This window comes from Kribbella amoyensis (assembly GCF_007828865.1).
GTDB classification, from domain to species: domain Bacteria; phylum Actinomycetota; class Actinomycetes; order Propionibacteriales; family Kribbellaceae; genus Kribbella; species Kribbella amoyensis.
The window spans coordinates 539294-565834 of sequence record NZ_VIVK01000001.1; the positions used below are offsets into that span (position 1 = coordinate 539294).

Annotated in this window: 37 protein-coding genes; 7 read left to right on the forward strand and 30 right to left on the reverse strand. The window is 69.3% G+C overall.

Annotated features, from left to right (window positions below):
- Positions 1-15: 15 nt before the first annotated feature.
- Both FB561_RS02570 and FB561_RS02575 read left to right on the forward strand, forming a co-directional pair.
- On the forward strand, positions 16-1380 hold the full coding sequence (locus FB561_RS02570; protein ID WP_145802618.1) for a sulfatase-like hydrolase/transferase: 1365 nt from the start codon (positions 16-18) through the stop codon (positions 1378-1380).
- Positions 1381-1553: 173 nt separating this feature from the next.
- Entirely contained in the window at positions 1554-2012 is a 459-nt protein-coding gene (locus FB561_RS02575) for a DoxX family protein (RefSeq protein WP_145802620.1), read from the forward strand.
- Between the two features lie 67 nt (positions 2013-2079).
- Here the strand turns inward: FB561_RS02575 and FB561_RS02580 are convergent, their stop codons facing one another.
- Positions 2080-2526 carry a nuclear transport factor 2 family protein gene (locus FB561_RS02580; RefSeq protein ID WP_145802623.1) on the reverse strand — a complete coding sequence of 149 codons (447 nt, stop codon included), beginning with the start codon at positions 2524-2526 and terminating at the stop codon, positions 2080-2082.
- Positions 2527-2648: 122 nt separating this feature from the next.
- Here FB561_RS02580 and FB561_RS02585 point away from each other — a divergent pair, with 122 nt between their 5' ends.
- Positions 2649-3197, forward strand: a complete 549-nt coding sequence (locus FB561_RS02585) for a TetR/AcrR family transcriptional regulator (protein ID WP_202880526.1) — start codon at positions 2649-2651, stop codon at positions 3195-3197.
- Complete coding sequence (locus FB561_RS02590; RefSeq protein ID WP_238334619.1) at positions 3194-4228, forward strand: glycoside hydrolase family 18 protein; 1035 nt, start codon at positions 3194-3196, stop codon at positions 4226-4228. Before FB561_RS02585 ends, FB561_RS02590 begins: the two co-directional genes overlap by 4 nt.
- 151 nt (positions 4229-4379) lie before the next feature.
- Here FB561_RS02590 and FB561_RS02595 read toward each other — a convergent pair whose 3' ends face one another.
- From FB561_RS02595 to FB561_RS02605, 3 genes are read right to left on the reverse strand one after another with little or no spacing between them, the layout of a single operon-like run.
- A complete protein-coding gene (locus FB561_RS02595) occupies positions 4380-4997 on the reverse strand; it encodes a dihydrofolate reductase family protein (RefSeq protein ID WP_145802627.1) in 618 nt (205 codons plus the stop codon).
- 22 nt (positions 4998-5019) lie between these two features.
- Complete coding sequence (locus FB561_RS02600) at positions 5020-5985, reverse strand: sigma-70 family RNA polymerase sigma factor (RefSeq protein WP_145812704.1); 966 nt, start codon at positions 5983-5985, stop codon at positions 5020-5022.
- A 27-nt stretch (positions 5986-6012) separates the two neighbouring features.
- Positions 6013-7695 (reverse strand): ABC-F family ATP-binding cassette domain-containing protein, encoded by a 1683-nt coding sequence (locus FB561_RS02605; RefSeq protein WP_145802629.1) that lies wholly within the window; start codon positions 7693-7695, stop codon positions 6013-6015.
- 72 nt (positions 7696-7767) lie between these two features.
- Between FB561_RS02605 and FB561_RS02610 the strand changes: the two genes are divergently transcribed.
- Together FB561_RS02610 and FB561_RS02615 are read left to right on the forward strand one after the other, a co-directional pair.
- Positions 7768-8187, forward strand: a complete 420-nt coding sequence (locus FB561_RS02610) for a hypothetical protein (RefSeq protein WP_145802631.1) — start codon at positions 7768-7770, stop codon at positions 8185-8187.
- Positions 8184-9374 carry a hypothetical protein gene (locus FB561_RS02615; RefSeq protein ID WP_145802633.1) on the forward strand — a complete coding sequence of 397 codons (1191 nt, stop codon included), beginning with the start codon at positions 8184-8186 and terminating at the stop codon, positions 9372-9374. Before FB561_RS02610 ends, FB561_RS02615 begins: the two co-directional genes overlap by 4 nt.
- A 3-nt stretch (positions 9375-9377) precedes the next feature.
- Here the strand turns inward: FB561_RS02615 and FB561_RS02620 are convergent, their stop codons facing one another.
- The 12 genes from FB561_RS02620 to FB561_RS02680 form a co-directional block, all read right to left on the reverse strand.
- Positions 9378-10130: a hypothetical protein gene (locus tag FB561_RS02620; RefSeq protein WP_145802635.1), complete on the reverse strand. Its 753-nt coding sequence runs from the start codon at positions 10128-10130 to the stop codon at positions 9378-9380.
- The gene (locus FB561_RS02625) at positions 10123-10644 is read right to left on the reverse strand and encodes a SigE family RNA polymerase sigma factor (RefSeq protein ID WP_238334620.1); all 522 of its coding nucleotides are present in this window, start codon (positions 10642-10644) and stop codon (positions 10123-10125) included. Before FB561_RS02625 ends, FB561_RS02620 begins: the two co-directional genes overlap by 8 nt.
- Before the next feature lie 848 nt (positions 10645-11492).
- Positions 11493-12095 carry a class I SAM-dependent methyltransferase gene (locus FB561_RS02635; RefSeq protein WP_145802639.1) on the reverse strand — a complete coding sequence of 201 codons (603 nt, stop codon included), beginning with the start codon at positions 12093-12095 and terminating at the stop codon, positions 11493-11495.
- Positions 12088-12897: a tRNA pseudouridine(38-40) synthase TruA gene (gene truA / locus FB561_RS02640; protein WP_145802641.1), complete on the reverse strand. Its 810-nt coding sequence runs from the start codon at positions 12895-12897 to the stop codon at positions 12088-12090. Before truA ends, FB561_RS02635 begins: the two co-directional genes overlap by 8 nt.
- A gap of 70 nt (positions 12898-12967) precedes the next feature.
- Positions 12968-13672: a 50S ribosomal protein L17, sunset domain variant gene (rplQ, locus tag FB561_RS39150; RefSeq protein ID WP_145802643.1), complete on the reverse strand. Its 705-nt coding sequence runs from the start codon at positions 13670-13672 to the stop codon at positions 12968-12970.
- A gap of 66 nt (positions 13673-13738) precedes the next feature.
- The gene (locus FB561_RS02650; RefSeq protein WP_145802645.1) at positions 13739-14773 is read right to left on the reverse strand and encodes a DNA-directed RNA polymerase subunit alpha; all 1035 of its coding nucleotides are present in this window, start codon (positions 14771-14773) and stop codon (positions 13739-13741) included.
- 100 nt (positions 14774-14873) lie between these two features.
- The gene (gene rpsD / locus FB561_RS02655; protein ID WP_145802647.1) at positions 14874-15482 is read right to left on the reverse strand and encodes a 30S ribosomal protein S4; all 609 of its coding nucleotides are present in this window, start codon (positions 15480-15482) and stop codon (positions 14874-14876) included.
- A gap of 22 nt (positions 15483-15504) precedes the next feature.
- Complete coding sequence (gene rpsK / locus FB561_RS02660; protein ID WP_130384622.1) at positions 15505-15912, reverse strand: 30S ribosomal protein S11; 408 nt, start codon at positions 15910-15912, stop codon at positions 15505-15507.
- A gap of 38 nt (positions 15913-15950) precedes the next feature.
- On the reverse strand, positions 15951-16322 hold the full coding sequence (rpsM, locus tag FB561_RS02665) for a 30S ribosomal protein S13 (RefSeq protein WP_145802649.1): 372 nt from the start codon (positions 16320-16322) through the stop codon (positions 15951-15953).
- Positions 16323-16506: 184 nt separating this feature from the next.
- Positions 16507-16620: a 50S ribosomal protein L36 gene (gene rpmJ / locus FB561_RS02670; RefSeq protein WP_008361054.1), complete on the reverse strand. Its 114-nt coding sequence runs from the start codon at positions 16618-16620 to the stop codon at positions 16507-16509.
- Positions 16621-16650: 30 nt separating this feature from the next.
- Complete coding sequence (gene infA, locus FB561_RS02675; protein WP_012923661.1) at positions 16651-16872, reverse strand: translation initiation factor IF-1; 222 nt, start codon at positions 16870-16872, stop codon at positions 16651-16653.
- Positions 16873-17085: 213 nt separating this feature from the next.
- Positions 17086-17421, reverse strand: a complete 336-nt coding sequence (locus FB561_RS02680; RefSeq protein ID WP_145802651.1) for a winged helix-turn-helix transcriptional regulator — start codon at positions 17419-17421, stop codon at positions 17086-17088.
- 85 nt (positions 17422-17506) lie between these two features.
- Between FB561_RS02680 and FB561_RS02685 the strand changes: the two genes are divergently transcribed.
- The gene (locus FB561_RS02685; RefSeq protein ID WP_145802653.1) at positions 17507-18376 is read left to right on the forward strand and encodes an NAD(P)-dependent oxidoreductase; all 870 of its coding nucleotides are present in this window, start codon (positions 17507-17509) and stop codon (positions 18374-18376) included.
- A 4-nt stretch (positions 18377-18380) separates the two neighbouring features.
- On the opposite strand, the gene FB561_RS02690 is transcribed toward FB561_RS02685, so the two are convergent.
- From FB561_RS02690 to rplX, 14 genes are all read right to left on the reverse strand, one after another.
- A complete protein-coding gene (locus FB561_RS02690; RefSeq protein WP_238334621.1) occupies positions 18381-19217 on the reverse strand; it encodes a hypothetical protein in 837 nt (278 codons plus the stop codon).
- The gene (locus FB561_RS02695) at positions 19214-19666 is read right to left on the reverse strand and encodes a DUF1707 SHOCT-like domain-containing protein (RefSeq protein ID WP_145802655.1); all 453 of its coding nucleotides are present in this window, start codon (positions 19664-19666) and stop codon (positions 19214-19216) included. The genes FB561_RS02690 and FB561_RS02695 overlap by 4 nt, the downstream gene beginning before the upstream one ends.
- Before the next feature lie 81 nt (positions 19667-19747).
- Entirely contained in the window at positions 19748-20572 is an 825-nt protein-coding gene (map, locus tag FB561_RS02700) for a type I methionyl aminopeptidase (protein ID WP_145802657.1), read from the reverse strand.
- 92 nt (positions 20573-20664) lie between these two features.
- Positions 20665-21237: an adenylate kinase gene (locus FB561_RS02705; protein ID WP_145802659.1), complete on the reverse strand. Its 573-nt coding sequence runs from the start codon at positions 21235-21237 to the stop codon at positions 20665-20667.
- A complete protein-coding gene (gene secY, locus FB561_RS02710) occupies positions 21237-22538 on the reverse strand; it encodes a preprotein translocase subunit SecY (RefSeq protein ID WP_145802661.1) in 1302 nt (433 codons plus the stop codon). Before secY ends, FB561_RS02705 begins: the two co-directional genes overlap by 1 nt.
- Positions 22539-22670: 132 nt before the next feature.
- Positions 22671-23111: a 50S ribosomal protein L15 gene (gene rplO / locus FB561_RS02715; RefSeq protein WP_145802662.1), complete on the reverse strand. Its 441-nt coding sequence runs from the start codon at positions 23109-23111 to the stop codon at positions 22671-22673.
- Between the two features lies 1 nt (position 23112).
- The gene (gene rpmD, locus FB561_RS02720; RefSeq protein ID WP_145802664.1) at positions 23113-23295 is read right to left on the reverse strand and encodes a 50S ribosomal protein L30; all 183 of its coding nucleotides are present in this window, start codon (positions 23293-23295) and stop codon (positions 23113-23115) included.
- Positions 23295-23894: a 30S ribosomal protein S5 gene (gene rpsE, locus FB561_RS02725; RefSeq protein WP_145802666.1), complete on the reverse strand. Its 600-nt coding sequence runs from the start codon at positions 23892-23894 to the stop codon at positions 23295-23297. Before rpsE ends, rpmD begins: the two co-directional genes overlap by 1 nt.
- Before the next feature lie 32 nt (positions 23895-23926).
- Positions 23927-24310 (reverse strand): 50S ribosomal protein L18, encoded by a 384-nt coding sequence (rplR, locus tag FB561_RS02730; protein ID WP_145802668.1) that lies wholly within the window; start codon positions 24308-24310, stop codon positions 23927-23929.
- Positions 24311-24313: 3 nt separating this feature from the next.
- Positions 24314-24856 carry a 50S ribosomal protein L6 gene (rplF, locus tag FB561_RS02735; protein WP_145802670.1) on the reverse strand — a complete coding sequence of 181 codons (543 nt, stop codon included), beginning with the start codon at positions 24854-24856 and terminating at the stop codon, positions 24314-24316.
- A 28-nt stretch (positions 24857-24884) separates the two neighbouring features.
- A complete protein-coding gene (gene rpsH / locus FB561_RS02740) occupies positions 24885-25292 on the reverse strand; it encodes a 30S ribosomal protein S8 (RefSeq protein ID WP_145802672.1) in 408 nt (135 codons plus the stop codon).
- A gap of 94 nt (positions 25293-25386) precedes the next feature.
- On the reverse strand, positions 25387-25572 hold the full coding sequence (locus FB561_RS02745; protein ID WP_012923674.1) for a type Z 30S ribosomal protein S14: 186 nt from the start codon (positions 25570-25572) through the stop codon (positions 25387-25389).
- A 1-nt stretch (position 25573) separates the two neighbouring features.
- On the reverse strand, positions 25574-26146 hold the full coding sequence (gene rplE, locus FB561_RS02750) for a 50S ribosomal protein L5 (RefSeq protein WP_145802675.1): 573 nt from the start codon (positions 26144-26146) through the stop codon (positions 25574-25576).
- Positions 26146-26541, reverse strand: a complete 396-nt coding sequence (gene rplX, locus FB561_RS02755) for a 50S ribosomal protein L24 (RefSeq protein WP_145802677.1) — start codon at positions 26539-26541, stop codon at positions 26146-26148. Before rplX ends, rplE begins: the two co-directional genes overlap by 1 nt.

A 26541-nucleotide genomic window follows, 5' to 3' on the forward strand; every position in this document is an offset into this window, starting at 1 on the left:
GCTAGGAGCCGCCCGATGACCGACCGCCCCAACGTGATCGTCTTCTTCACCGACCAGCAACGCTGGGACACCGTCGGCGCGGCCGGCAACCCGCTCGGTCTGACTCCCAACCTCGACCTGATGTGCCGGCGCGGCACGATGTTCGAGACCGCCTGCACGACGAACCCGGTCTGCGCCCCGGCCCGGGCAGCGCTGCAGACGGGGATGTACCCGACGAACACCGGGGTCTACCGCAACAGCGTGGTCCTGCCGACCGACGCGCCCACCCTCGGCCGGCTGTTCGGCGCGGCCGGGTACCAGACCGGGTACATCGGCAAGTGGCACCTGGCCACCCAGGACCCGGTCCCCCGCGACCAGCAGGCCGGGTACGAGTACTGGCTGGGCGCGAACCTGCTCGAGTTCACCTCCGACGCGTACCGGACGATCGTGTACGACCGGGACGGCGAGCCCGTGTTCCTGCCCGGGTACCGCCCGGACGCGTTGACGGATGCCGCGATCCGCTTCGTCAGCAAGGCCTCCACCGAGGACCGGCCGTTCATGCTGTTCCTGTCCCTGATCGAGCCGCATCACCAGAACGAGCTGGACAACTACCCGGCGCCCGAGGTGTACGAGGACACGTACAACGGCGCGTGGTTGCCGCCCGACCTCGCCGCGCTCCCCGGCACGGCGCACCAGCACGCGCCCGGGTACTACGGCCAGATCAAGCGCGTCGACGAGTGCCTCGGGCGACTCCGGGACGCGCTGACCAGCCTCGACCTCACCGACGACACCGTGCTCCTCTACACCTCGGACCACGGCTCCCACTTCAAGACCAGGAACAACGAGTACAAGCGGTCCCCACACGACGGCTCGATCCGGGTCCCGCTGGTCGTCGAGGGCCCCGGGTACTCCGGTGGGCGACGTGTCGGTACTCCGGTGAGCACAGTCGACGTAGTACCGACAGTGCTGGACGCGGCCGGCATCGAGCTGCCCGACCACCTCGACGGCGCACCGCTCAACCGGTGGTTCAAGGGCGAGCAGGACACGTCGGACGGCGTCCTGATCCAGGTGAGCGAGACCGAGGTCGGCCGCGCCCTGCGGACGGAGCGGTGGAAGTACCACGTGCTCGCACCGGACGCCGGGGACGAACCGGCCGCGGATCGCTATGTGGAGCGGGCGTTGTACGACCTGGCGGCCGACCCGTACGAGCTGGACAACGTGATCGACAGCCAGGGCCACCAGGAGATCGCCGCCGAACTGCGGGCCCGCCTGGTCCGCCGGATCGAGCAGGTCGAACACCGGACCGTCACGATCGAGCCGTACCCGGACCAGCGGCAGCGCGAACGGTACGCCGAGACCACGGTCCGCCGGCGCAAGCTGGACGGCCGGATGCTGGAGTGAGCCTGCTCCCCTGGGTATCAGGGCAACCCTGACGCGTACGCCGAGGAGGTGACCCTGCGGTGTCCGCTGGTACCTCGGAGGCGGTAGCCGAAGTGCCGTCCTCGACCCGACGCGGGACCGGGGGTGGTTTCACGACGCTGTTCTGGACATCGACCAGGACAGGGAGAACCACCATGAACGCCTTGCTCGTCAGGGGAAACCGGGCCACCCAGTGGCTGGGCACCAACAGCGTCGACATCCTCCGGATCAGCCTCGGACTGATCTTCCTCGGCTTCGGCGTGCTGAAGTTCTTCCCCGGCGCCAGCCCGGCCGAGGCGCTGGTGATGCGTACGATCGACACGCTCACCCTCGGCGTGATCAGCGGACAGGGCGCGGTGGTGCTGACCGCGGTGCTGGAATGCTTCATCGGGCTCACCCTGGTGACCGGCAAGCTGCTGCGGACCGGGCTGCTGGTGCTCGGGATGTCGCTGGTCGGCATCATGTCGCCGCTGGTGCTGTTCTTCGGGGACCTGTTCCCGGGGACGCCGACGCTGGAAGCGCAGTACGTGCTGAAGGACATCGTGCTCGCGGCGGCGGGACTGGTGGTCGCGGCGAAGGCGCTGGCCGCGGCACCGCTGAGGCTGCGCGCTTGAGGAGAACTTGGGACGTCCCCGGTCCGGCTTGCTGCCGCGGACCGGGGACGTTCGGCGCCTCTGCCGACTACGACGTGGCCGGGGTGCCGGCCGGTTCCGCTCGGACTGCGGCGACCAGATCGTCGAACCGGCCCCGGGCTCGCGCCATCGCGACGTGGTCGAGGTAGTCCCGGGACTCGACGATCAGCCCGTCCCGGACCCGGAGCACGAAGATGGCCGGGACCCGGAACGCCTGTTCGGTGCCGGCGTACTCGAACTCGGCGACGATCACCTCCGGGTCCGCGGTCTCGTGGATCCGGATGTTCTCGGGCCGGAACCGGATCGTGTCCGCGACCTGGGGGCCGACGGCGCCGAAGTGCTCGCGCAACGCGTCCCGGCTGAGCAGCGGCCGATCCCCACCCGGCGCCATCGGATGCCGGACGTCGGTGCGCTCGGCGTAGAGCTCGGGCAGCGCGGCGTACTCCCGGTCGGCGACACCGTGGACCAGCCGCAGGAAGACCTCGGTCGGAGTCATCCCGTTCCCCTCTCGACATTAAACGAAGTGACGACTCCGAATATATGGAGTCCTCACTTCGTTCACAACCGGAATCCGTTCCCCGGCGTCTTCTAGGCTGGTGGGTGACGAAGGAGGGGTCGGTGCGAGCTGACGCACGGGACAACCGCGAGCGGATCCTGACCGCGGCGGAGGAGGTTTTCGGCCGGACGCCGGGCGCCTCCACCGACGAGGTGGCCAAACGGGCCGGGGTGGGGATCGCGACCGTCTTCCGGCACTTCCCGACCAAGGTCGAGCTGCTGGAAGCCGTCCTGACCCAGCGACTGGAACGCCTGCGGGACCGCGCCCGCGAGCTGGCCGGCTCCGCCGATCCGGGCCGGGCCTTCTACGACTTCTTCGGCCAGGTGGTGGCCGAGGCGGCGTCCAAGCTGGCGATCGCGGACGCGCTCGGCGCTGCCGGGACAGCGGTCGGCGACGAAGCCCGTCAGGCCGGCGAAGGGATGCGGCAGGCCTTCGGCGAGCTGCTCGACCGCGCCCAGGACAGCGGCGCGGTCCGCAAGGACGCCGCCTTCCCCGAGACCTACGCCCTCCTCATCGGCACGGCCCGCGGCGCAACCGCGGTCGGCCTCGAACCAACCGTCCGCGATCGCCTCCTGGCCCTCGTGTACGACGGCCTCCGGCCGCGCCCGTGAAGCGCTGGCACGGCTGGTCGCGCCGGCGTCGGATCGTGCTGGTGATCCTGCTGTTCTTCGTCCTGCTGGTACCACTCCCGCTCGGCGCGTATGCCATGTCGCTGCGGCTCGCGTACACGGGCGACCCGGCGGCCTCGGCCCAGACCCGGAACCACGACGCCCTCTGGCTCGGTCACGCCTGGGTCGACGGGCGGAAGACGGCAGCCGACGTGACCGCGCTGGCACGCCGGCTCGACGAGACCGGGATCCGCGACCTCTACGTCCATGCGGGCCCGCTCGAACACGACGGAACGTTGCCCCTGGCCTCGGTCTCGCCGAAGGCCAGGTGGTTCACCGAGGCGATGCGCGCGGCGGCTCCCGAAGTCCGGGTGCAGGCGTGGCTCGGGGACCGGGTCCAGCCGGCCAAGAACCCGGGGATGGACCTGGACGACGCCGCCGTCCGGGACCGGGTGACGGCGTCGTCGGCGGCCGTGCTGGACCAGGGGTTCCAAGGCATCCACTTCGACTTCGAGCCGGTGCACTCGGGCTCCCCGGGATTCCTCGCCGTACTCGACCAGGTGCACGCGCTGACGTCCGGACGCGGCGTACCGCTGTCGGTCGCGGCCGCGCAGATCGATCCGCTGTTCCGCGCGAACGCCCTGGCGCTCGCGCTGGCCGGCGAGGGCAAGTGGTGGTCCCAGCAGTACTTCGGCGAGGTGGCTCGCCGGGTCGAGCAGATCGCGGTGATGTCGTACGACACCGCGATGCCGCTCGAGTCCCTGTACGGCGGCTATGTGGCGAAGCAGACGAAGCTCGCGCTGGAGGTGACCCCGGCAGAGGTGGACCTGCTGATGGGCCTGCCCGCGTACTGGGAGAGCAACCCGAGCCACTGGGGCCACGCCGAATCCGTCGAGGCCGCCGTCCGCGGTGCCCGGCTCGGCCTCGGTGACTCGGCCCGGGAGAACTTCGGCCTCGCGCTGTACGTCGACTTCACCGCGACCGAGGCGCACTGGGACGCGTACCGACGGGGTTGGGTCCGGGCCGGCGGCTGACGGCTGACGGCTCGGACCCGCGTCGGTCAGCGGGCCCGTTCGACCCGGCCCTCGTCCCCGACCGGATCGATCGACTCGTACACCGCGCCGTCGGCGCCGAAGACCAGGTAGCGGTCGAAGCCTCGGGCGAACCAGCGGTCGTGGGTGACCGCTAAGCCGCCGCCGGGCGGTACGTGAGCAGGACGTTCCCGGCCTCGAACGGTCGTGTCCCCAGCAAGGCGAAGTGGGTCAGGTCGATGCCGTCGAGCATCCTGGCGCCGGAGCCGAGCACGATCGGATTGACCATCAGCCGCAGTTCGCTGAGCAGCCCGCGCTGGATCAGGCCGGCGACCAGTGACGAACTGCCGAAGATCGCCACGGTGTCCGCGTCGACGGCCGCGACCTCATCGGGATCGCGCAGGAGCGTGGTGTTGTTCCAGTCCGCGGCCGGCAGGGTGCGCGAGACGACGTACTTGCGGATGCTGTTCATCCGTTGCGCGATCCGGTCATCGAACTCCGTCCCCGCCTGCTGCGGCCAGTACTGGATCATGCCGTCGTAGGTGGTCCGGCCGAACAGCAGCGCGTCGACCTCGTCGAGCTGTGCGAGCGAGAAGTCGGTGAACTCGGGCCCGAAGGTCTGCCACTCGAGTCCGCCCGCGGCGTCCGCGTGGAATCCGTCGAGGCTGACACCGAGGAACGCGATGAGCTTGCGCATGATGAACGTCGTCTCCTTCTCCGCGCACCACCGTGATGCGCGGACAGGTAGACGGCAGCGGCTGCGACGACTCATCGCTCGCGCCCTGTGAGCTGGGTCACAGCACCGGCGGTAGCCCGAACGCCTCGAACAACTCCGGCTCGCCGAACACGGTCAGCTCGGCGATCAGCCCGGCCTCGATCCGGAGTACGCCGATCCCGAACGCCCGGTACTCCGCCTCGCCCGGCCGGCGCAGGTACGAGGCGACCGCGGGCTGCCGGTTCGCCGCGAACGGCACCATCCGCTGATGCCCGGGATGCCGGGGCGAGGTGGGATCGAAGCTGTCCAGGTAGACGGCGTGCGCGTCGGCCCGGCCGGACAACCAGAACGCGAACGGCGGCATCGTGATCCGGACGTCGGTGTACATGAGCGCGGCGACGGCGTCCGCGTCCGACCGCTCGAACGCGTCGATGTACCGGTCGACGAGCTTGCGCTCCTCCTCGGAAGCTGTGCCGCTCCACTCCGAACGGCGGGCCGGGAGGTTCGCTCGCAACGCCGGGCGGGCTCGCTGGAGTGCGCTGTTGACCGCGGCGACCGACAGCCCCAACAGGTCCGCGGTCTCGGCGGCCGGCCAGTCCAGGACGTCCCGCAGGATCAGTACGGCGCGTTGCCGTGGCGGGAGATGCTGGATCGCGGCCAGGAAGGCCAGCTCGATGGTCTCCCGGCCGATCGTCACCGCATCCGGTTCGTTCGCCGCCGGCGCCGGTGGGTCGAGCAGCGCGTCCGGGAACGGCTGCAGCCACGGCAGGTCGGGGCGAGGTCCACGGTCCGGGATCGACGGTGACGGCGGCTCGAGATCGAACGGCAGGATCCGCCGCGGCCGGCGGGCGTCCAGGCAGGCGTTGGTCGCGATCCGGTACAGCCAGGTCCGCACGCTCGACCGGCCCTCGAAGGCGTCCCGAGCCCGCCAGGCCCGCAGGAACGTCTCCTGCACCAGGTCCTCGGCCTCGTCGAACGAACCGAGCATCCGGTAACAGTGCACCCGCAACTCGTGCCGGTAACGCTCCAGGTCCTGCTCCTCCATCACGGCCGAAAGCCTAGGGATCAGGACCTAGCGCGCGCGTTCGACCCGGCCCTCGTCCCAGACCGGGTCGGTCGACTCGTAGACCGAGCCGTCGGCGCCGAAGACCAGGTAGCGGTCGAAGCCGCGGGCGAACCAGCGATCGTGGGTGACCGCCAGGACGGTGCCGGCGAAGGCGTCCAGGCCTTCCTCCAGTGCTTCGGCGGACTCGACGTCGAGGTTGTCGGTCGGCTCGTCGAGCAGCAGCAGGGTCGCGCCGGACAACTCCAGCAGCAGGATCTGGAACCGCGCCTGCTGACCACCCGACAGGCTGTCGAAGGTCTGCTCGGCCGCGTGCGCCAGCTCGTACCGGTCGAGCTTGCGGGACGCCAGTTCGCGGCCCATCCCCTCCCGGTGGTCGTCGCCGCGATGCAGGATCTCCAGCAACGTCCGGCCGGCCAGCTCCGGGTGCTCGTGCGTCTGCGCGAACCAGCCCGGCCGGACCCGGGCGCCCAGCTTGGCGTTGCCGGTGTGCGCGACCGGCGGGATCTCCACCTCGCCGACCGGCTGGTGCTCGATGTCCGGGTCGGACCCGCCGTTCGCGAGCAGCCGGAGGAAGTGCGACTTGCCCGAACCGTTCGACCCGAGCACGGCCACGCGTTCGCCGTACCAGACCTCGAGGTCGAACGGCTTCATCAGACCGGTCAGCTCGACCTCGGTACAGACCACCGCGCGCTTGCCGGTCCGGCCGCCGGTGAGCCGCATGCTGACCTTCTGCTCGCGCGGGATCGCCTCCGGCGGACCGGCCTCCTCGAACTTGCGCAACCGGGTCTGCGCCGCCCGGTACCGCGACGCCATGTCGGAGTTGTAGGCCGCCTTCTGCTTGTACATCAGCATCTGCGCGCGGAGCTTGGCGTGCTCCTCGTCCCAGCGTTTGCGCAGCTCCTCGAACCGCTCGAACCGGTGCTCGCGGGCCTCGTGGTACGTCCGGAAGCCGCCGCCGTGGGTCCACGCGGTGTTGCCGGCGGCCCCTAGTTCGACGGTGACGATCCGGGTCGCGGTGTTGGCGAGGAGTTCGCGGTCGTGGCTGATGTAGAGCACGGTCTTCTGGGTCGCGTTCAGCTGCTCCTCGAGCCAGCGCTTGCCGGGGACGTCGAGGTAGTTGTCCGGCTCGTCCAGCATCAGGACCTCGTCCGGTCCACGCAGCAACGCCTCCAGGACGAGCCGCTTCTGCTCACCACCGGACAGCGTCTTCACTTCGCGCCAGCGGCACCGGTCGAACGGTACGCCGAGGGCGGCCGTCGTACAGACGTCCCAGAGCACCTCCGCGTCGTACCCGCCGACCTCGCCCCAGTCGGCGACGGCCTGGGCGTACCGCAGCTGGGTCTTCTCGTCGTCGGCCTCCATCATCGCCAGCTCGGCCTTGTCCAGCTTGGCGGCGGCGTCCTGGATCGGCTGCGGCGCGACCCCGAGCAACAGGTCACGGACCGTGGAGGAGTCGCGGACGGACCCGACGAACTGCCGCATCACGCCCAGCCCGCCGGACCGGCCGATACTGCCGGCCTGCGGTTTCAGGTCGCCGGCGATGATCCTGGTCAGCGTGGTCTTGCCCGACCCGTTCGCGCCGACCAGGGCGACCTTGGCCCCGTCGCCGACGCGGAACGTGACGTCGTCCAGCAACACCCGCCCGTCCGGCAACTCGAATCCGATCCCGGCGACGTCCACGTGACCCATGTCCCCCAGTCTGACCGGCGCACCCGGACACCGCGAACCGTTATCGTCTTCCGCGAGGCACTAAGGAGCTTGATGAACGACGAGCCGGTCCGGTACGAGACCGTCGAGGCGGAGCTGCAACGCCTGATCGACCGCCTGTACCAAGCCGACGAAACCACCGTCCGGACCGAGGCGGCCCGTCTGCATGCCCTCGCCGACCAGGTCGAGGACGAAGCCGGCCGCGAACGAGCCCACCGCCGCGCGAACCAGCTCCCCCGCCTCCTCGCCGGACCACGGGTCGCGACCAGCGAACAGTTCCGCCAGGCTCAGCAACTCCTCGATCAGGCCCTCAACAGCACCGGTACGCCCCAGCAGCGGCTCGCCGAGGTCGAGGCGAGCATGGACCGGATCGGGCAGCTCGCGGACGACGCTCCCGGCGCCGAGGCCGGCGCGATCCGCCGGATGACCAGCACCCTGCTCCGGCTGGCCGACCACCTGGAGGCGTCGCGGTGATCCCCATCGGCCCGGCCGTCCCCCGCGACAGCGCGGAGTACGCCTGGGTGGCGAGCGTGGTCCGTGCCGTGGAGAAGGTGTCCGGGACTCCCTCCAGGTGGAACGGCGAGCTGTACGAGGAACCTCGCGAGAACAAAGCCGGCCGCGCGCTGGACGACGGCGGGATGACCGTCAGTGTGAAGGACACCCTGAGGCCGGCCGCCCAGGCGTACACCGCGGGCCGTCCGCTGACCGACGACGAGCTGACGTCGGCCCGCGACGCGGTACTCACCGTCACGCACGAGGCGCGCCATCTGCAGCACAGCCTCGGCGACGAGAGCGCGCCCGGTGCGACCCCGGTGTACTCCCCCGACACCCACGCGGTCGAGGAAGGGCTGGTCGAGACCTGGACCCACCGTCACGTCGATGTGGTGATCGCCGAGATCGGCATGGACCGGCTCGACCCACGGCTGCTCGAGACCGAGAGCATCGACGCCTACCCGGCGTACACCACGGCGACCGACGAGCTCGTCCGGGGCACCGCCGACGTCGCGGGGCTGGAGCCCGGCCAGGTTCGCGAACACCTCGACGCGACCGACCGGACCCAGCGCTGGTCCGCGGCCGCCGACCTGGTGATCGACCAGCGGTTCGCCGACGTGATGCCGCCCGAGCACCGGGACCACGTCAGGACCCAGCTCGTCCAGGCGATGCGGCCGCAGTTCGCGGATCTGGTCGGCGTGGAGCTCCGGGAGGACGTGACCGACGTCAGCAAGACCATCGCCGCTCATCAGATCGCCCAGCGCACGACGACCGCGCTGAGCACCACGGCCGCAGGGATCGAGGACCACTACCGCGACTGGTACCGCGAGCAGGCCCTCACCCAGCAGAGCCAGGCGGCAGGATCTGCGGCGGCCGGGAGTTCCCCGGCGGTCGAGGGTGCTGCGGCGGTCGAGAGTTCCGCGGCGTTCGAGAGTTCCGCGGCGTTCGAGAGTTCCGCGGCGGTCGGGAGTTCCGCGGCGGTCGAGGGATCCGGCGTGGGCGGCGATCGGCAGAGTGGTCCGCAGGGTGACGCGGACGTCGAGCATCTGCGCAAGTTCCTCGGGGGGCGGGGGCAGCCGGGGCAGGCGACCAGTTATCAGAGCAGCGACAGTGCCGCCCCGGACAACGTGCGGCCGTTGCGGCCTTCGCGTGGGATGGGGATGGAGTGACCGTCACCAGCCCTTGAGGTGGGTGAGGTACGTGCCGCCGGTCGGGCGGAGGGTGCCCTGGAGGAGGAGCTTGAGGGGCGCGGCGTACAGGCCGTACGTGCGGGTGCCGGTGAAGAAGCCCGCGCCGGCGCACCCGTCGTACTGGACCCAGACCTCGCGCTGACCGGCGCCCGTGGCGAAGCGGAGCACGATCGCCTCGGCCGGGCGGGCCTTCTCCGGCACGCACTTGAAGACCGGGAGCGCCGGGTTGCGTTCCGGCAGGACCTTGATCGCGTCGACGAGCTCCTGCGCCTTGGTCGCGTTGAAGGACGCGCTGCCGAGCAGCATGGTGGCGCCGGGGGTGAGCCGGTACCGGCACGCCTGCAGGCCGTACACGGGGGTCTCCAGGTCGAGGCCGTTGCCCGTCCGCGGGGCCGGGTCGCCGTTCGCGGTCAGGATCGGGTGCCGGTCCGGGCAGACCAGGTCGGGCCGCGGTGCGGCCTCCTTGTTCTGCCCGGACCCGGCCGAGTTGTCGCTCGCGCTCGTGGACACTGGGCTCGGGCCGCCGATCGCGCCCCACACCCCGCCGATCGCGACGGCGACCACGACGGCCGCCGATCCGGCGACGAGGGCCTGCCGGCGCTTGCGGACCCGGCGGCGCGCCTCGGTCGCGAGACCACGGCTCCTGAGTCCGCGCGCGGCGTCCGCCTTGGTCTGGAACGCGTCCGCGATCCGGGGGCCGAACTCCTGCTCCGGCTCGTACTCGGGCTCAGGCATCGTCGGCTCCTTCCCGGCTCAACGTCTCCTTCAGGACCGCGAGCGCCCGGTGGACGTGGGATCTCGCGGTGGCTTCGGCACACTGCAGCAACGCGGCGATCTCGGCGTACGAGAGATCCTCGTAGAACCGCAGGACGACAGCCGCGCGCTGCCGGTCCGGGAGCGTCTTGCACAGCTCCCACACCGCCTCGGCGTCCGCGCGGGCGGCGGCGCCGTCCGGTACCGGCTGGGCGACCCGGGTCGGCTCCGCGGCCGGTGCCTCCCGCCGGCGGAACCGCCGCCACCAGGAGATGTGCGCGTTGACGACCATCCGCTTCACGTACGCCTCGGGGTCGTCGGCGCGACTCACCCGGCCCCAGCGGGCGCAGGCGGTCGTGAGGGCGTCCTGGACGGCGTCCTCCGCGAGCGCGGAATCGCCGGTCAGCACGTAGGCGAACCGCAGCAGCGCGTCAGCACGCTCCGCCACGAACACCTCGAAGTCGAGCACGCCACCCCCAGCCGTCGCCGTCGTCACCAGAGCCGCCTCCATACCTGCAGGACGGCGAAGCCGACCCATCCGTTGCAGTCCCCAGCCGATCCTTTTCAAGCCGCCCCGAAGGCGACAGGTGTTTCTACCAGCAACCCAGGTCAGAAACACTCGTTTGAGCCGTGCCGAGCCGGGCTCGGCGGGACGGATCAGGTCCGCTGTCCCTGAGGTAGGCGCCTGGCGGCGCCGGAGGTGGTTGGGGGTTCTCGGCCACGGGGTGGGCGGGGTGGATCAGGCGCGCTGTGCCTGGGGTAGGCGCCTGGCGGCGCCGGAGGTGGTCGGGGCGGTCCTCAGCCCGGGGGTGAGGGCGGGGGTTGGCGGGACGGATCAGGTCGGCTGTCCCTGGAGTAGGCGCCTGGCGGCGCCGGAGGTGGTCGGGGCGGTCCTCAGCCCGGGGGTGAGGGCGGGGGTTGGCGGGACGGATCAGGTCGGCTGTCCCTGGAGTAGGCGCCTGGCGGCGCCGGAGGTGGTCGGGGTTCTCGGCCAGGGGGCGGCGGAGGTTGGCGCAGGGCTAGGTGGGCTGCGGTGCGAGTGCTGTCGCCCGCCCCGGGATCGCGACTTTGTGCGCGGACTGGTCGTGTTGCGTCGGCTGTGATGACCAGTCCGCGCACAAAGTCGGTGAGGCGGTGGTTGGTGGGTGCACAAAGTGGATGCGGGTGGTTGGTGGGTGCACAAAGTGGGTGCGGGTGGGTTGGTTTCCCGATGGCGCCGTTTGTGAACGCTGCCTCAGTTGCAGCACGTCAGTCGTCCGACAACACGCCAGTGGTCCAGCAAGCCGCCAACGGCCCGCCATGATCGTCCGCAGGTGGGCAGGGCCAGGCCGGGGCCGGGACTGATCAGGACGGGGCTTGGAGCTTGAGGATTCGGAAGCCTTTGGCGCTGGCTTGGCGGGTGGTGGGGTGGATGTTTTCGGTGAGCCAGCGCTGCAGCGAGTCGGCGCCGAGGTTCTTGCCGACGACCAGCCAGGCTCGGCCGCCGGGTTTGAGGCGGGGGAGCCAGCTGAGCAGCATCTTGTGGAGTTCGGGTTTGCCGATGTGGATGGCCGGGTTCGACCAGATCTCGTCGAAGCGCAGGTCGTCCGGTACGCCGTCGGGCAACGCGGGGTGGACCCGGTCCCCGACGCCGGCACGGGACGCGTTCTCGGTGGTGAGGTCGAGGGCGCGGGTGTTCACGTCGACGGCCCAGACCTCCGCCTTCGGGGACTCCACCGCGAGAGCGCACGCGATCGGGCCGTAGCCGGTGCCCAGGTCGAGGATGGTGCCGCCGTCGGCCGGGGCTTGCACCTCGCGGAGGAGGACCGCGGTACCGATGTCCAGCCGATCCCGGGAGAACACCCCGGTCGCCGTGGTGAAGGTGTAGTCGCGGCCCCAGATCCGGGCTTCGACGGTCCGGCGGTTGTCGGCCGAGGTGGGTTCGGCCGAGAAGTAGTGGTCAGCCACGGTGTACCTCTCCTCTGACCTGGCGAGCCTGCAACGCCCGCGCGGCCAGGTCCTCGTCTGCGGGGTACCGCACTTCTTCCAGCGTGAGCCCGTGCGCCGGCAGCACCGACACGGCCGAGTCGCGCACCTTCCCGGCCAGGACCGTCGCCGGCCAGTCCACGTCCCGGCGGCCGTCACCGACCGGGATCATCGAACCGACCAGGGCCCGCACCATCGAGTGGCAGAACGCGTCCGCGATCACCGTGCCCTCCAGCAACCCCGGCGACACCCGCTCCCAGGAGAACTCCAGTAACGCGCGGACCGTACTCGCGCCCTCACGTTTCTTGCAGAACGCGGCGAAGTCGTGCTCCCCCAGCAACCGCTGCGCCGCCGCATTCATCCGGTCCACGTCCAGCGGCCGCCCGACCCGCAGTACCTCGGTCCGCCGCAGCGGGTCCCACCCGGCCGCGTCGTCGCACAACCGATAGACGTACCGCCGGGCGAGCGCCGCGAACCGCGCGTCGAACCCGGCCGGCGCCTCGGTCACCGCCGTCACGGCCACGTCCTCGGGGAGTACCCCGTTGAGCCGGCGCAGCAGGTCCCGGCCGGTCAGCTCGGCGGCCAGGTCGACGTGTGTCACCTGGCCCCGCGCGTGCACTCCCGTGTCGGTCCGGCCGGCACAGGTGACCACGGGAGGCTCCGCGACCCGCAGTACGGTGCGCAGCGCCTCCTCCAGCGCCCCCTGCACGGTCCTGAGGCCGTTCTGCCGGGCCCAGCCGTGAAAACCGGTCCCGTCGTACCTCAGGTCAATCCGCCAGCGCACAGGGCAATCTAACGCAGTGACGCCCCCTCCCCCGCGAACGGGTGAGGGGGCGTCGCCGACAGAGCAGGTGTTACTTGTCCTCGGACTCGCCGGCCTTGGCGAACCCGGCGGCCTGGGCCGCCTCCTCGGTGTTGAACCACACCTCGGCCTCGGTCTTGTCGTACCAGGGCGAGTCGGTGGTGTGGTACTTCATCGAGTTCTCGTTGCCCTTGATGTCGAAGCCGGCCGGCGCGGAGCCGTCGGCGTTCGGGGCGGCGGAGCCCTCGTACTGGCCGGCCACGACGTCCTGGACCTCGGCCGGGGCCTCGTCCTGCACGTCCTCGGTCGTCGCCTCGTCGGCGGCCGCGGCCTTCTTCGCCGGCGCCTTCTTGGCGGCCGCCTTCTTCGCCGGGGCCTTCTTGGCCTTCGGCGAGTCGGCCAGCGCCTCGACCAGCTCGATCTTCACCATCGGGGCGTTGTCGCCCTTGCGCGGACCGAGCTTGGTGATCCGGGTGTAGCCACCCGGACGGTCGGCGTACCGCTCGCCGATCTCGGTGAAGAGCACGTGCACGACGCTCTTGTCCCGGATCCGCTTCATCACCTGGCGACGCGAGTTCAGGTCACCGCGCTTGGCCTTGGTGATCATCGACTCGGCCAGCGGCTGCAGGCGCTTGGCCTTGGCCGCGGTGGTGGTGATCGCGCCGTGCTCGAACAGCGAGGTCGCGAGGTTGCTGAGGATCAGCTTCTCGTGCGCCGGGCTGCCGCCGAGGCGGGCACCCTTGGTAGGGGTAGGCATTCTCCAACTCCAGAATTATCCGGCCCGCTGACGGACCTCGGGAAACAGGCCTTGTCGGCCGTGGGCTCAGTACTGCTCGGTCTCGGCGAAGCTCTCGTCCTCGTCCTCGGCGTCCTCGCCGGTGCCGCCGTAGGCCTCGGACGCGGCGCGCAGGTCGAAGCCGGGGGGCGAGTCCTTCAGCGACAGGCCCATCTCGGCCAGCTTGAGCTTGACCTCGTCGATCGACTTGGAACCGAAGTTGCGGATGTCCAGCAGGTCCTGCTCGCTGCGCGAGATCAGCTCACCCACGGTGTGGATGCCCTCACGCTTGAGGCAGTTGTAGGACCGGACGGTGAGCTGCAGGTCCTCGACCGGCAGGGCCAGGTCGGCGGCCATCTGCTCGTCCACCGGCGACGGGCCGATGTCGATGCCCTCGGCCTCGACGTTCAGCTCGCGGGCCAGCCCGAACAGCTCGACCAGGGTCTTACCGGCCGACGCGACGGCGTCGCGGGGCAGCATCGACGGCTTGGTCTCGACGTCGACCACGAGGCGGTCGAAGTCGGTGCGCTGCTCGACACGCGTCGCCTCGACCTTGTAGGTCACCTTGAGGACCGGCGAGTAGATCGAGTCGACCGGCATCCGGCCGATCTCGGCGTCGGCGGACTTGTTCTGGATCGCGGACACGTAGCCACGGCCCCGCTCGACGACCAGCTCCATCTCGAGCCGGCCCTTCTCGTTCAGGGTGGCGATCTTCAGGTCCGGGTTGTGCACCTCGACACCGGCCGGCGGCGCGATGTCGGCGGCGGTGACGTCACCGGGGCCCTGCTTGCGCAGGTACATGGTGACCGGCTCGTCGTGCTCGGAGGAGACGACCAGGTCCTTGAGGTTCAGGATCAGCTGGGTCGCGTCCTCCTTGACCCCGGCCACCGTCGAGAACTCGTGCAGCACACCGTCGATCTTGATGCTGGTGACGGCGGCGCCCGGGATGGACGACAGCAGGGTGCGGCGGATGGAGTTTCCGAGGGTGTAGCCGAAGCCCGGCTCGAGCGGCTCGATGACGAACCGCGAACGGTGCTCGCCGACGACCTCTTCGGTCAGGGTGGGGCGCTGGGCAATAAGCACTTCTGGTTCCTTCGCTGTCGCGACGACCACTATTTGAGGTCGCGATGGACGAAGAACGCACCGAACCCGCCGGCGGCCGGAGCCACCGGCGGGTACCGGATCAGTTCTTCGAGTAGAGCTCGACGATCAGGTGCTCGGCGACCTGGGTGTCGATCTGTGCCCGGGTGGGCAGCTGGTGGACGAGGATCCGCAGCCGGTCCGGCAGGGCCTCGAGCCACGCCGGGACGACCCGCTCGGAGTGCGTCTCCCGGGCGATGATGAACGGCGTCATCTCGGCCGACTTCGGCCGGACGTCGATCACGTCGTGGGCCGAGACCCGGTACGACGGGATGTTCACCTTCACGCCGTTCACGGTGAAGTGACCGTGCACGACGAGCTGACGCGCCTGCCGCCGGGTGCGGGCCAGACCGGCCCGGTACACGACGTTGTCCAGCCGGGACTCGAGGATGATCAGCAGGTTGTCACCGGTCTTGCCGGCCCGCCGCGACGCTTCCTTGTAGTACAGGCTGAACTGCTTCTCCAGCACGCCGTAGGCGTAGCGGGCCTTCTGCTTCTCCCGCAGCTGGAGCAGGTACTCGCTCTCCTTCGGGCGACCGCGGCCGTGCATACCCGGCGGGTACGGACGACGCTCGAACGCCTTGTCGCCACCGACGAGGTCGACCCCGAGACGGCGCGACTTCTTGGTCATAGGTCCGGTGTAACGGGCCATGGTTAGCTCGCTCCTCTCTGGGTCAGACCCGGCGCCGCTTCGGCGGGCGGCAGCCGTTGTGGGCGACAGGGGTGACGTCCTGGATGGTGCCGACCTCGAGGCCGACCGCACCCAGCGAACGGATGGCGGTCTCACGGCCGGAGCCGGGACCCTTCACGAACACGTCGATCTTGCGCATGCCGTGCTCCATCGCGCGCCGGCCCGCGGCCTCGGCGGCCATCTGCGCGGCGAACGGGGTGGACTTGCGCGAACCCTTGAAGCCGACGGTGCCCGCGGAAGCCCACGAGATGACCGCGCCGGTCGGGTCGGTGATCGTCACGATCGTGTTGTTGAACGTGCTCTTGATGTGCGCGTGGCCGGCGGCCACGTTCTTCTTCTCCTTGCGGCGCACCTTCTTCGCGCCGGCCGCGCTGCGGCTCTTGGGAGGCATAGGTCAGTTGCTCCTGGGGTGGTCGAAAGTCATCCGGGTCACTTCTTCTTCTTGCCGGCGATCGCCTTGCGACGACCCTTGCGGCTGCGGGCGTTGGTCCGCGTGCGCTGACCCCGCACCGGCAGGCCGCTGCGGTGCCGGCGACCCTGGTACGACCCGATCTCGATCTTGCGGCGGATGTCCGCGGTCACCTCACGACGGAGGTCACCTTCGATCTTGTAGTTGGCTTCGATCCAGTCCCGGAGCTTCACCAGTTCCTCGTCGCCCAGCTCGTGGACGCGCTTGTCACCGGAGATCCCGGTGGCGTCGAGCGTCTGCAGGGCGCGAGTACGGCCTACACCGAAGATGTAGGTGAGAGCGACCTCGATGCGCTTGTCGCGCGGCAGGTCGACTCCTACGAGGCGTGCCATGTGGCGGTGTTCCTTTCGTCGGCAGAGGTGTGGTGGCGCGCTGCGTCCCCGCCCGCCTCGGTGATTCGTACTGCTTCACCGGCAGGGCCCCGGCCTCTGTTCCGGGGGCGACGCCCGATCCTGCGGACCGGACGAGCTTGCGCGCTGTGGTGCGACGAGTGCTGTGTCGCGAGAACGGGCTGGATCAGCCCTGCCGCTGCTTGTGCCGCGGGTTCTCGCAGATCACCATGACCCGGCCGTGCCGGCGGATCACCTTGCACTTGTCGCAGATCTTCTTGACGCTCGGATTGACCTTCATCGAGCTTCTTTCTTCGACAGGTGGCTTGGGTTACTTGTACCGATAGACGATGCGACCCCGGGTGAGGTCGTACGGCGACAGCTCCACGACGACCCGGTCCTCGGGGAGGATCCGGATGTAGTGCTGCCTCATCTTGCCGCTGATGTGCGCGAGCACCTTGTGCCCGTTGGACAGCTCAACACGGAACATCGCGTTCGGCAGGGCCTCGACGATGGTGCCCTCGAGTTCGATGACTCCCTCTTTTTTGGGCATGTCCTCGCACTTCTGTAGACGACAACTGAATGGAAGGTACTGCTGTGGCCCACTCCACCTCTGCCCGGTCGCCGCCCTTCCGACGGGGTGCGGAAACGCACTCGTCGATCAGCCGCGGGCAGCACGATCAGAGGTCACAAAGGACCAAGGAAAGAGTGTACGGCAGTTGGCCGGGAGAACCCAATTCGGCGCCAGGACGGCGTCACCGGCCGATCACGCCCGGCGACCACGGGTCAGCTCGAGCTCCTCGAGGTGCTCGGCACCCCAGGCGTCCAGCGGGGCGAGCGCCGCGTTCAGCGTCTCACCGAGCTCGGTCAGAGAGTACTCGACCTTGGGCGGGACCTGGTGGAACACCTCGCGATGGACGATGTCGCGGCGCTCCAGGTCGCGGAGCTGCTGGATCAGCATCTTCTCGGTGACGCCCTCGATCTCCTTGCGCAGCTCGCCGAACCGCTGCGGGCCGTGGTGCAGCGCCCAGAGGATGCGCGGCTTCCACTTGCCGCCGATCACGTCCGCGGCGGCGTCCAGTCCACAGGTGTACGGCAGCATGGCGTCCTCACTTACTTTTTGGTCAGTACCTGACTATTTAGTGGGTACTTGTCGACATTAAAGCATCTTGGTCAGGCTGGTCCCTATGACGAACTCCGTGACCGTTCTCGGCCTCGGCGCGATGGGAACCGCCCTCGCCCGGGCCTTCCTGGCCGCCGGCCATCCGACCACCGTCTGGAATCGCACCCCCGGCCGCTCCCCCGAACTCGACGAGCTCGGTGTCCGCCGGGCCACCACCGTCGGCGACGCCGTGACGAGCAGCCGCCTCGTCGTGGTCTGCCTGCTCGACGACGACTCCGTCCGGACCACCCTCGAACCCATCGCCTCCGAACTCGCCGGCCGGACCCTGGTGAACCTCACCAACGGCACCCCGCTCCAGGCGCGGCGGACCGCCGACTGGGCCGCGCAGCAGGGCGCGGAGTACCTGGACGGCGGGATCATGGCGGTCCCGGCGATGATCGGCGGACCGGACGGGTTCGTCCTCTACAGCGGTTCCCCGGTCGCCTTCGAGCGGTACGAGGGCGACCTCGCCGCGCTCGCGCGACCGCAGTACGTCGGGGGTGACGCGGGCCTGGCCGCGCTGAACGACCTGGCCCTGCTGAGCGCGATGTACGGGATGTTCGCGGGCGCCGTGCACGCGCTCGCCCTGACCTCGACCGAGAAGATCCCGCCGACGAAGTTCACGAACGAACTGCTGGTGCCGTGGCTCACCGCGATGCTGTGCTCGTTGCCCGCGATGGCGGACGAGCTGGAGAACGGCGCCGAACCAGGGTCCGCCGGGTCGAACCTGGCGATGCAGGCGGCCGGATTCGGCAACCTGATCGACGCCTCCACGGACCAGGGCGTCGACCCCGCGTTGCTGCTACCGGTTCGCGCTCTGCTGGATCGCGCGGTCGCCGAGGGCCATGGCGATCGGGACATCGCGGCCGCGATTCCCCTGCTGCGCAAGGGCTAGCGGGTCAGGACGACTTCGCCGCGACCCACTGCTCGCCGGCCTGCCAGACGTGTTCGGGCATCAGGTCGAGCAGGTCGCAGGCGGCGTCGAGCTGGGCCAGCGCGGTATCGGCATCCCGGTAGGCCGGCAGGATCGCGACGAAGCGCCGCCCTTCACAGCTGAACCCGAAGGGCGGCACCTGCGCGAGGACCTCGACCGCTCGCGGATGCAGCACCTCCTGGGCCAGATCCTCACGCCCGTTGAAGAGTTTGTACTCCTCGCCCAACCCGTCGACGGCGACCGGCAACGGGAGCAGGCTCGCCGCGGCCAACGGGGCCAGCGACGACGGCAGCAGCTGCAGCGGCGGTAACGGCCGCTCCACCGCGAGGTCGAGGAAGTCGAAGCCCAGCTGGCGACGGCGGACCTTGTGCCGGAACCGGCCGGTGATCAGCTCCCGACCGCGATGCCGGCCGGTCGTCACGTCGTACACCTCGGCCGCCGGATCCGCGTCGAACGGCGGGAACGGCCAACGGTCCAGAACGGCCGGGTCACCGGCGCTGAGCTGCCAGCCGAGCTGGCGGACCACGTCGGTCCAGGCCCGGCGCTGCCGCGTCTCGGCGATCTTGCTGCCCGCGGTGAGGGCGACCAGGACCAGGAACCAGGCGAGGACGAGCCAGCCGACCCAGCGCGGCTCGACCAGCAGACCCACGATCACCAGCGGGATCGCGACGACGAACCACAGCACGTAGACCAGCGAGGAACCCTGCCGGACCTGCCAGGCGATCGCAGGGGGAAGTCGCGGCCCGCGGCGTCGTCCGGACGAGCCGTCGGCCGGGCCGCTGCGGCCGAGGGCCGCCGTCACCGTCGCTTTCCGAGGTTGCTGAGCGCGAAGAACGCCCACGGAATCAGCAGCCAGACCGGCCAGAAGTGCGGCCAGTGACCGCCGTTGGCGATCCCGATGACCGCCCAGATCACCACGTTGATCAGCACGACGCCGGTGAAGCCGCCGGCCAGACCGTGCGCACCACGCTGCTGGGGCTGGTTCTTCTTCTGGCGTTCCGGGAACTGCCCGGGCGCCGGCGCCGGCTTGGCGTCCTGGACGACCGCGGGGGTCTGGTACGTCCGGACCGGCGGCAGGTCGCGGACCAGCGGCTCGAGTTCGCCGTAGGTCTGCACGCTGTAGAGCTGGTCCAGCCGGTGGGTGAACTCGGGCTGGTCCAGCCGCCCGTCCGCGAACGCGTCCCGCAGCCGGCCGGCGATCTTGTCGCGGTCGGCTTCGGTGAACCGTTGATGCGGCTGGTACTGGGGCATGTCACAAGTGTGCCTCAGTGAGGGAGCGCCCGGCGTCCCCCGACGGGTGGACCCCCGGGTACTCCGCGGTGGACGGCGCCGTCAGTCGGCCAGCGCGCCGGTCTTGATCCCGAGCTCGGCCAGCTTCGCCTCGCCGCCGTCGAGTGCGGTGAGCACCCACGGACCCTGCGGGGTCAGCGTGAACGTGTGCTCGGTGTGCGCCGCGGCCGAACCGTCGTCGGTCACCACGGTCCAGTCGTCGTCGAGGGTGTGGTTGTCCTGCTTGCCCAGCGTGAGCATCGGCTCCACCGCCAGCGCCAGTCCCTCGATCAGCTTCGGTCCACGCCCCGCCCGGCCGTAGTTCGGGACGTTCGGCGGCTGGTGCATCGCCGACCCGATCCCGTGCCCGACGAAGTCCTCGACGATCCCGTACGACGAAGTGCCGCGGACGTGCTTCTCCACCCCGGCCGAGATGTCCGTCAACCGGCCACCGAGCCGCGCGGCCGCGAACCCGTGCCACATCGACTCCTCGCAGATCCGGGCCAGCTCGAGCAGCTCCGAAGCCACCTCGCCGACACCGACCGTGATGGCGGCGTCACCGTGCCAGCCGTCGACGATCGCGCCGCAGTCGATCGAGATCAGGTCGCCGTCGGCCAGCACCCGGTCACCGGGGATGCCGTGCACGATCTCGTCGTTCACCGACGCGCAGATCGATCCGGTGAACCCGTGGTACCCCTTGAACGACGGGGTCGCGCCGGAGGAGCGGATGTGGTCCTCCGCGATCGCGTCCAGCTCGCCGGTACTGATCCCGGGCTTCACCGCGGCCCGGAGCAGTTCGAGCGTCCGGCCGACGACCAGGCCGGCCTTGCGCATCAGCAGGATCTGCTCGCGGGTCTTGATCTCGATCCCGCGGTCCTTGAAGATCATCGGCTCCGGCTTCGGCTTGCCGGCGGCACCACGGCCGCCCTCGGACAGGAAAAGGCCCGCCCGGCGAACGAGTCGCCGGACGGGCCGGAGTACTACTCGGCGACGGACTTCAACGCCGCCAGGACGCGCTCGCTGACCTCGTCGATCTCGCCGACGCCGTCGACCTCGACCAGCTGGCCACGGTCGGCGTACACCTGGAGCAGCGGCTTGGTCTCGGCGGTGTAGACGTCCTGCCGGTGCCGGATGACCTCTTCGGAGTCGTCCGACCGGCCCTCGGTCCTGGCCCGCTTGAGCATCCGCGCGACCAGCACGTCGGTGTCGGCGACCAGCGCCACCACCGCGTCCAGCTTGTGCCCGTGGTCGGCCAGGATGCCGTCCAGCGTGCCGACCTGCGGCAGCGTCCGCGGGTACCCGTCGAGCAGGAAGCCCTCGCCCGCGTCCGCCTCCGACAGCCGGTCGCGCACCATCGCGTTGGTGACCTCGTCGGGGACGTAGTTGCCCGCGTCCATGTACCGCTTCGCCTCGAGACCCAGCGGGGTCTCGTCCTTCACGTTCTGCCGGAAGATGTCGCCGGTGGACACCGCCGGGATACCGAGACGCTCCGCAAGCACCTTTGCCTGCGTCCCCTTACCCGCACCTGGCGGACCCATCAGCAACATTCTCATCAGCGCAGGAACCCTTCGTAGTTTCGCTGCTGCAACTGACTCTCGATCTGCTTCACCGTGTCCAGTCCGACGCCGACCATGATCAGGATCGACGTACCACCGAACGGGAAGTTCTGGCTGGCGTTCAGCAACACCAGCGCGATCAGCGGGATCATCGAGATCACCGCTAGGTACAGCGCACCCGGCAGCGTGATGCGGGACAGGACGTAGGAGAGGTACTCCTCGGTCGGCCGGCCCGCCCGGATCCCGGGGATGAAGCCGCCGTACTTCTTCATGTTGTCCGCAACTTCCTTCGGATTGAAGGTAATCGAGACATAGAAGTACGTGAAGAAGATGATCAGGGCGACATACGTCACCATGTAGATCGGGTGGTCTCCCTTGACCAGGTTCCCCTGGATCCACTGCGCCCACTTCTCGTCCTGTCTGAACTGACTGACGAGGACGGGGAGGTACAGCAGACTCGAGGCGAAGATGACCGGGATCACACCGGCCTGGTTCACCTTCAGCGGGATGTAGGTCGACGTGCCGCCGAACATCTTCCGGCCGACCATCCGCTTGGCGTACTGCACCGGGATCCGGCGCTGCGCCTGTTCGATGAAGATGACCGCGGCCATGATCACCAACCCGATGGCGAGCACCACGACGAAGGTGGTGATACCGCGCTGCTTGCGGATCGCCCACAGCTGGGACGGGAACGTCGCCACGATCTGGGTGAAGATCAGGATCGACATACCGTTACCGACACCACGGTCGGTGATCAGCTCGCCCAGCCACATGACCACACCGGTACCGGCGGTCATGGTCAGCACCATGACGACGACCGGGAACCAGCTGTCGTCGCGCAGCAGCGGCTCGTTACAGCCCTGGAACAGCCGGCCCGGGGTCCGCGCCAGCGCGACGAACGCGGTCGCCTGCAGGATCGCCAGACCGACGGTCAGGAACCGGGTGTACTGGGTGATCTTGCCCTGGCCCGCCTGGCCCTCCTTCTTCAGCGACTCGAGCCGCGGGATCACCACGGTGAGCAGCTGCAGAATGATGCTGGCGGTGATGTACGGCATGATGCCGAGCGCGAAGATCGCGAGCTGCAGCAGCGCACCGCCGGAGAACAGGTTGATCAGGTTGTACAGGTTCGCGTTCTGTCCGGAGGTGGCCTGATTCAGGCAGACGTCCAGCGACTGGACGTTGACGCCCGGCGCCGGGACGACCGAGCCGATCCGGAAGATCACGATGATGAAGAGCACGAACAAGATCTTCCGGCGCAGGTCCGGAGTCTTGAACGCGTTGGCAAAGGCGCCTAACACCCTGTCCTCCCACAAGTATCCACTGCCCGGGTCAGGGCAGGGGCCTAGCAAAGCAGCCGGGCACGAGACGAACCAGGGCTCGTCCGATTCCAGCGCAGACTATCAATCGCTGGTTCGCACGAGCCCTGGCACTCACACCTCGGTGGTCGTTCCTCCGGCCGCCTCGATCTTCTCCTTGGCGGACTTCGAGAACTTGTTCACCGAAACCTGCAGTGCCACGGTCAGTTCGCCGTCACCCAGTACCTTCACCGGCTGACCGTTCCGGACCGCGCCCTTCGCGACGAGCTCGGCCACGCCGACCTCGCCGCCCTCGGGGAACAGCTGTCCGAGCTTGTCCAGGTTAACGACCTGGAACTCCACTCGGTTCCTGCTCTTGAAGCCCTTCAGCTTCGGGAGCCGCATGTGCAGCGGCATCTGGCCACCCTCGAAGTACTCGGGGATGTTGTTGCGGGCCTTCGATCCCTTGGTACCGCGGCCGGCGGTCTTGCCCTTGCTGCCCTCACCACGACCCACGCGGGTCTTGGCGGTCTTGGCGCCGGGCGCCGGGCGCAGGTGGTGGACCTTGAGCGCCATGTCAGTCGACCTCCTCGACGGTGATGAGGTGGCGAACCGCACGGACCATGCCGCGGACCTCCGGGCGGTCGTCGTGGACGGCGACGTCGCCGATCCGCTTGACGCCCAGGGTGCGCAGCGTGTCGCGCTGGTTCTGCTTGCCACCGATGCCGGAACGGGTCTGGGTCACCTTCAGGCGAGCCATCAGGACGCCACCTCCGCCCGCGCCTTCAGCAGCGCCGCCGGAGCGACGTGCTCCACCGGCAGGCTGCGACGCGCGGCCACGGCCTCCGGAGTCTCCAGGCTGCGCAGCGCCTCGACGGTGGCGTGAACCACGTTGATGGCGTTGGACGAACCCAGCGACTTGCTGAGGATGTCGTGGATTCCCGCGCACTCCAGCACCGCACGAGCCGAACCGCCCGCGATCACACCGGTACCAGGAGCCGCCGGGCGCAGCATGACCACGCCGGCCGCCTTCTCACCCTGGACCGGGTGCGGGATGGTGCCCTGGATCCTCGGCACCTTGAAGAACGCCTTCTTGGCCTCCTCGACACCCTTGGCGATCGCCGCGGGCACCTCCTTGGCCTTGCCGTAACCCACACCGACGGTGCCCTCACCGTCGCCGACGACCACGAGGGCGGTGAAGCTGAAGCGACGACCGCCCTTCACGACCTTGGCGACACGGTTGATGGCTACCACGCGCTCGATGTAGGCGGTCTTGTCGGCTGCCGCACCACGACCACCGTCGCGGCCACGGCGCTCACCACCGGCGCCGCCTCCGCGACGCTGCTGGCCTCCGCTCATGTCGAACTACCTCTTCCTGTGTTGTGTCGCCGTCAGAAGCCGAGCCCGCCCTCGCGGGCGGCGTCGGCCAGGGCCGCGATGCGACCGTGGTACTTGTTCCCGGCCCGGTCGAAGACGACCGAGTCGATGCCGGCGGCCTTGGCGCGGTCGGCGATCAGCCCACCGACGGTCTTGGCCTTGTCGGTCTTGTTCGCCTCCGCGCCGCGCAGGTCCGCCTCCATGGTGGAGGCCGACACCAGCGTCACGCCGGCCACGTCGTCGATGACCTGCGCGAACAGGTGCTTCGAGGACTTGGTGACCACCAGCCGCGGCCGGTCGGCCGTGCCGTTGATCTTCTTCCGGACGCGGATCTGGCGGCGCAGCCGGGAAGCCGTCTTCTTGGCGGAGTGCTTGTTCGCACGCAATGCGATCGCCATGGGTTACTTACCAGCCTTTCCGACCTTGCGGCGCACCTGCTCGCCCGCGTACCGCACACCCTTGCCCTTGTACGGCTCGGGCTTGCGCAGCTTGCGGATGTTGGCGGCGACCTCGCCGACCGACTGCTTGTCGATGCCCTGCACCGAGAACCGGGTCGGCGCCTCCACCGCGAAGGTGATGCCGTCCGGGGCGTCCACCGTGATGGTGTGGCTGTACCCGAGCGAGAACTCCAGCTGGGCCGGGCCCTTGGAGATGACGCGGTACCCCACGCCGACGATCTCGAGCTTCTTCTCGTAGCCGTCCGTCACACCCGTCACCAGGTTGGCGATCAGGGTGCGGGACAGGCCGTGCAGTTCCTTGCTCTTGCGCTGGTCGTCGGGACGGGAGACGGCGATGGTGCCGTCCTCCTCCCGGGCGACCGCGATGGGCTCAGCCACGGTGTGCGAGAGCTGACCCTTGGGACCCTTCACGGTGACCGTCTGGCCGTCGATCGTGACGTCGACGCCGGACGGGACCGAGATCGGGAGCTTGCCGATGCGAGACATGTTGCTGGTCCTCCTTCCGGTTTCTTCGTCACCAGACGTAGGCGAGTACTTCCCCGCCCACGCCCTTGGTCTTGGCCTGCCGGTCCGTGAGCAGCCCCTGGGACGTCGAGATGATCGCGACGCCGAGGCCACCGAGTACCTTCGGCAGGTTGGTGGACTTCGCGTAGACCCGCAGACCCGGCTTGCTGATCCGGCGGACGCCCGCGATGGAGCGCTCCCGGGTCGGGCCGAACTTGAGGTCGACGACCAGGGTCTTGCCGACGGCGCCCTCCTTGGGCTCCTCCACCTTGTAGGAGGAGATGTAGCCCTCCTGCTGGAGGATGTCGGCGATGCCCTGCTTGATCTTGCTGTACGGCATCGAGGTCGACTCGTGGTACGCCTGGTTGGCGTTGCGCAGACGCGTCAGCATGTCTGCGATCGGGTCGGTCATCGTCATGGCCTGGGGCCTCTTTCCCGCCGTGGTTTCGCCGGCCGGCGACCTACGGTGACTAGATGGTGGTGAATGGAGAAAAGATCAGAGGAGGAGACGGTCACCAGCTGGACTTGGTGACACCCGGCAGCTCGCCGCGGTGCGCCATCTCACGCAGGCAGATCCGGCACAGGCCGAACTTGCGGAAGACGGCCTTGGGGCGGCCGCAGCGCTGGCAGCGCGTGTAGCCGCGGACCGCGAACTTGGGCTTCCGGGCCTGCTTGACCTTGAGTGCTGTCTTCGCCACGTCAGTTCTCCTTGAACGGGAAGCCGAGCGCCCGCAGCAGGGCCCGGCCCTCGTCGTCGTTCTTGGCGGTGGTCACCACGGTGATGTCCATGCCGCGGACCCGGTCGATCCGGTCCTGGTTGATCTCGTGGAACATCACCTGCTCGGTCAGGCCGAAGGTGTAGTTCCCGGTGCCGTCGAACTGCTTGGCCGACAGCCCGCGGAAGTCACGGATCCGGGGCAGCGCGAGCGCCAGCAGCCGGTCCAGGAACTCCCACATCCGGTCCCCGCGCAGCGTGACGTGCGCGCCGATCGGCATGCCCTCGCGCAGCTTGAACTGCGCGATCGACTTGCGGGCCTTGGTCACCTGCGGCTTCTGGCCGGTGATCGCGGCCAGGTCCTTGACCGCGCCATCGATCAGCTTCGAGTCGCGCGCCGCCTCGCCGACGCCCATGTTCACCACGATCTTGGTGAGGCCGGGCACCTGCATGACGTTCTCGAACTGGAACTGCTCCTGCAGCTTGCCGACGATCTCCTCGCGGTACTTCGTCTTCAGCCGCGGCTGGACCTTGGTCTCGCTCACTGCGGTGGTCATCAGATCTCCTCGCCGGTACGCCGCGCGATCCGGACGCTCCGGAAACCGGTGTACGTCGAACCGTCGGGACGGCGCTTCTGCACCTCGACGCGGTTGTAACCGACGCGGGTGGTCACCTTCTGCTTCTTGCCGTCCTTCTCGACCTCGACCAGGAGCATCACGTTCGAGACGTGGATCGGGGCTTCCTGGGTGACGATGCCACCCGTGGTGCCGCCGCGCTGGGCCTGCTGCACCTTGGTGTGCTTCTTGACCCGGTTCACGCCCTCGACGATGACGAGCTCCTCGTCCGGCAGGACCGTGATGATCTTGCCCTCGAGGCCCTTGGACTTGCCGGCGATCACGCGGACGTGATCGCCCTTCTTCACGTGCAGCTTCCGCTGCGACTTCTGCGTCAT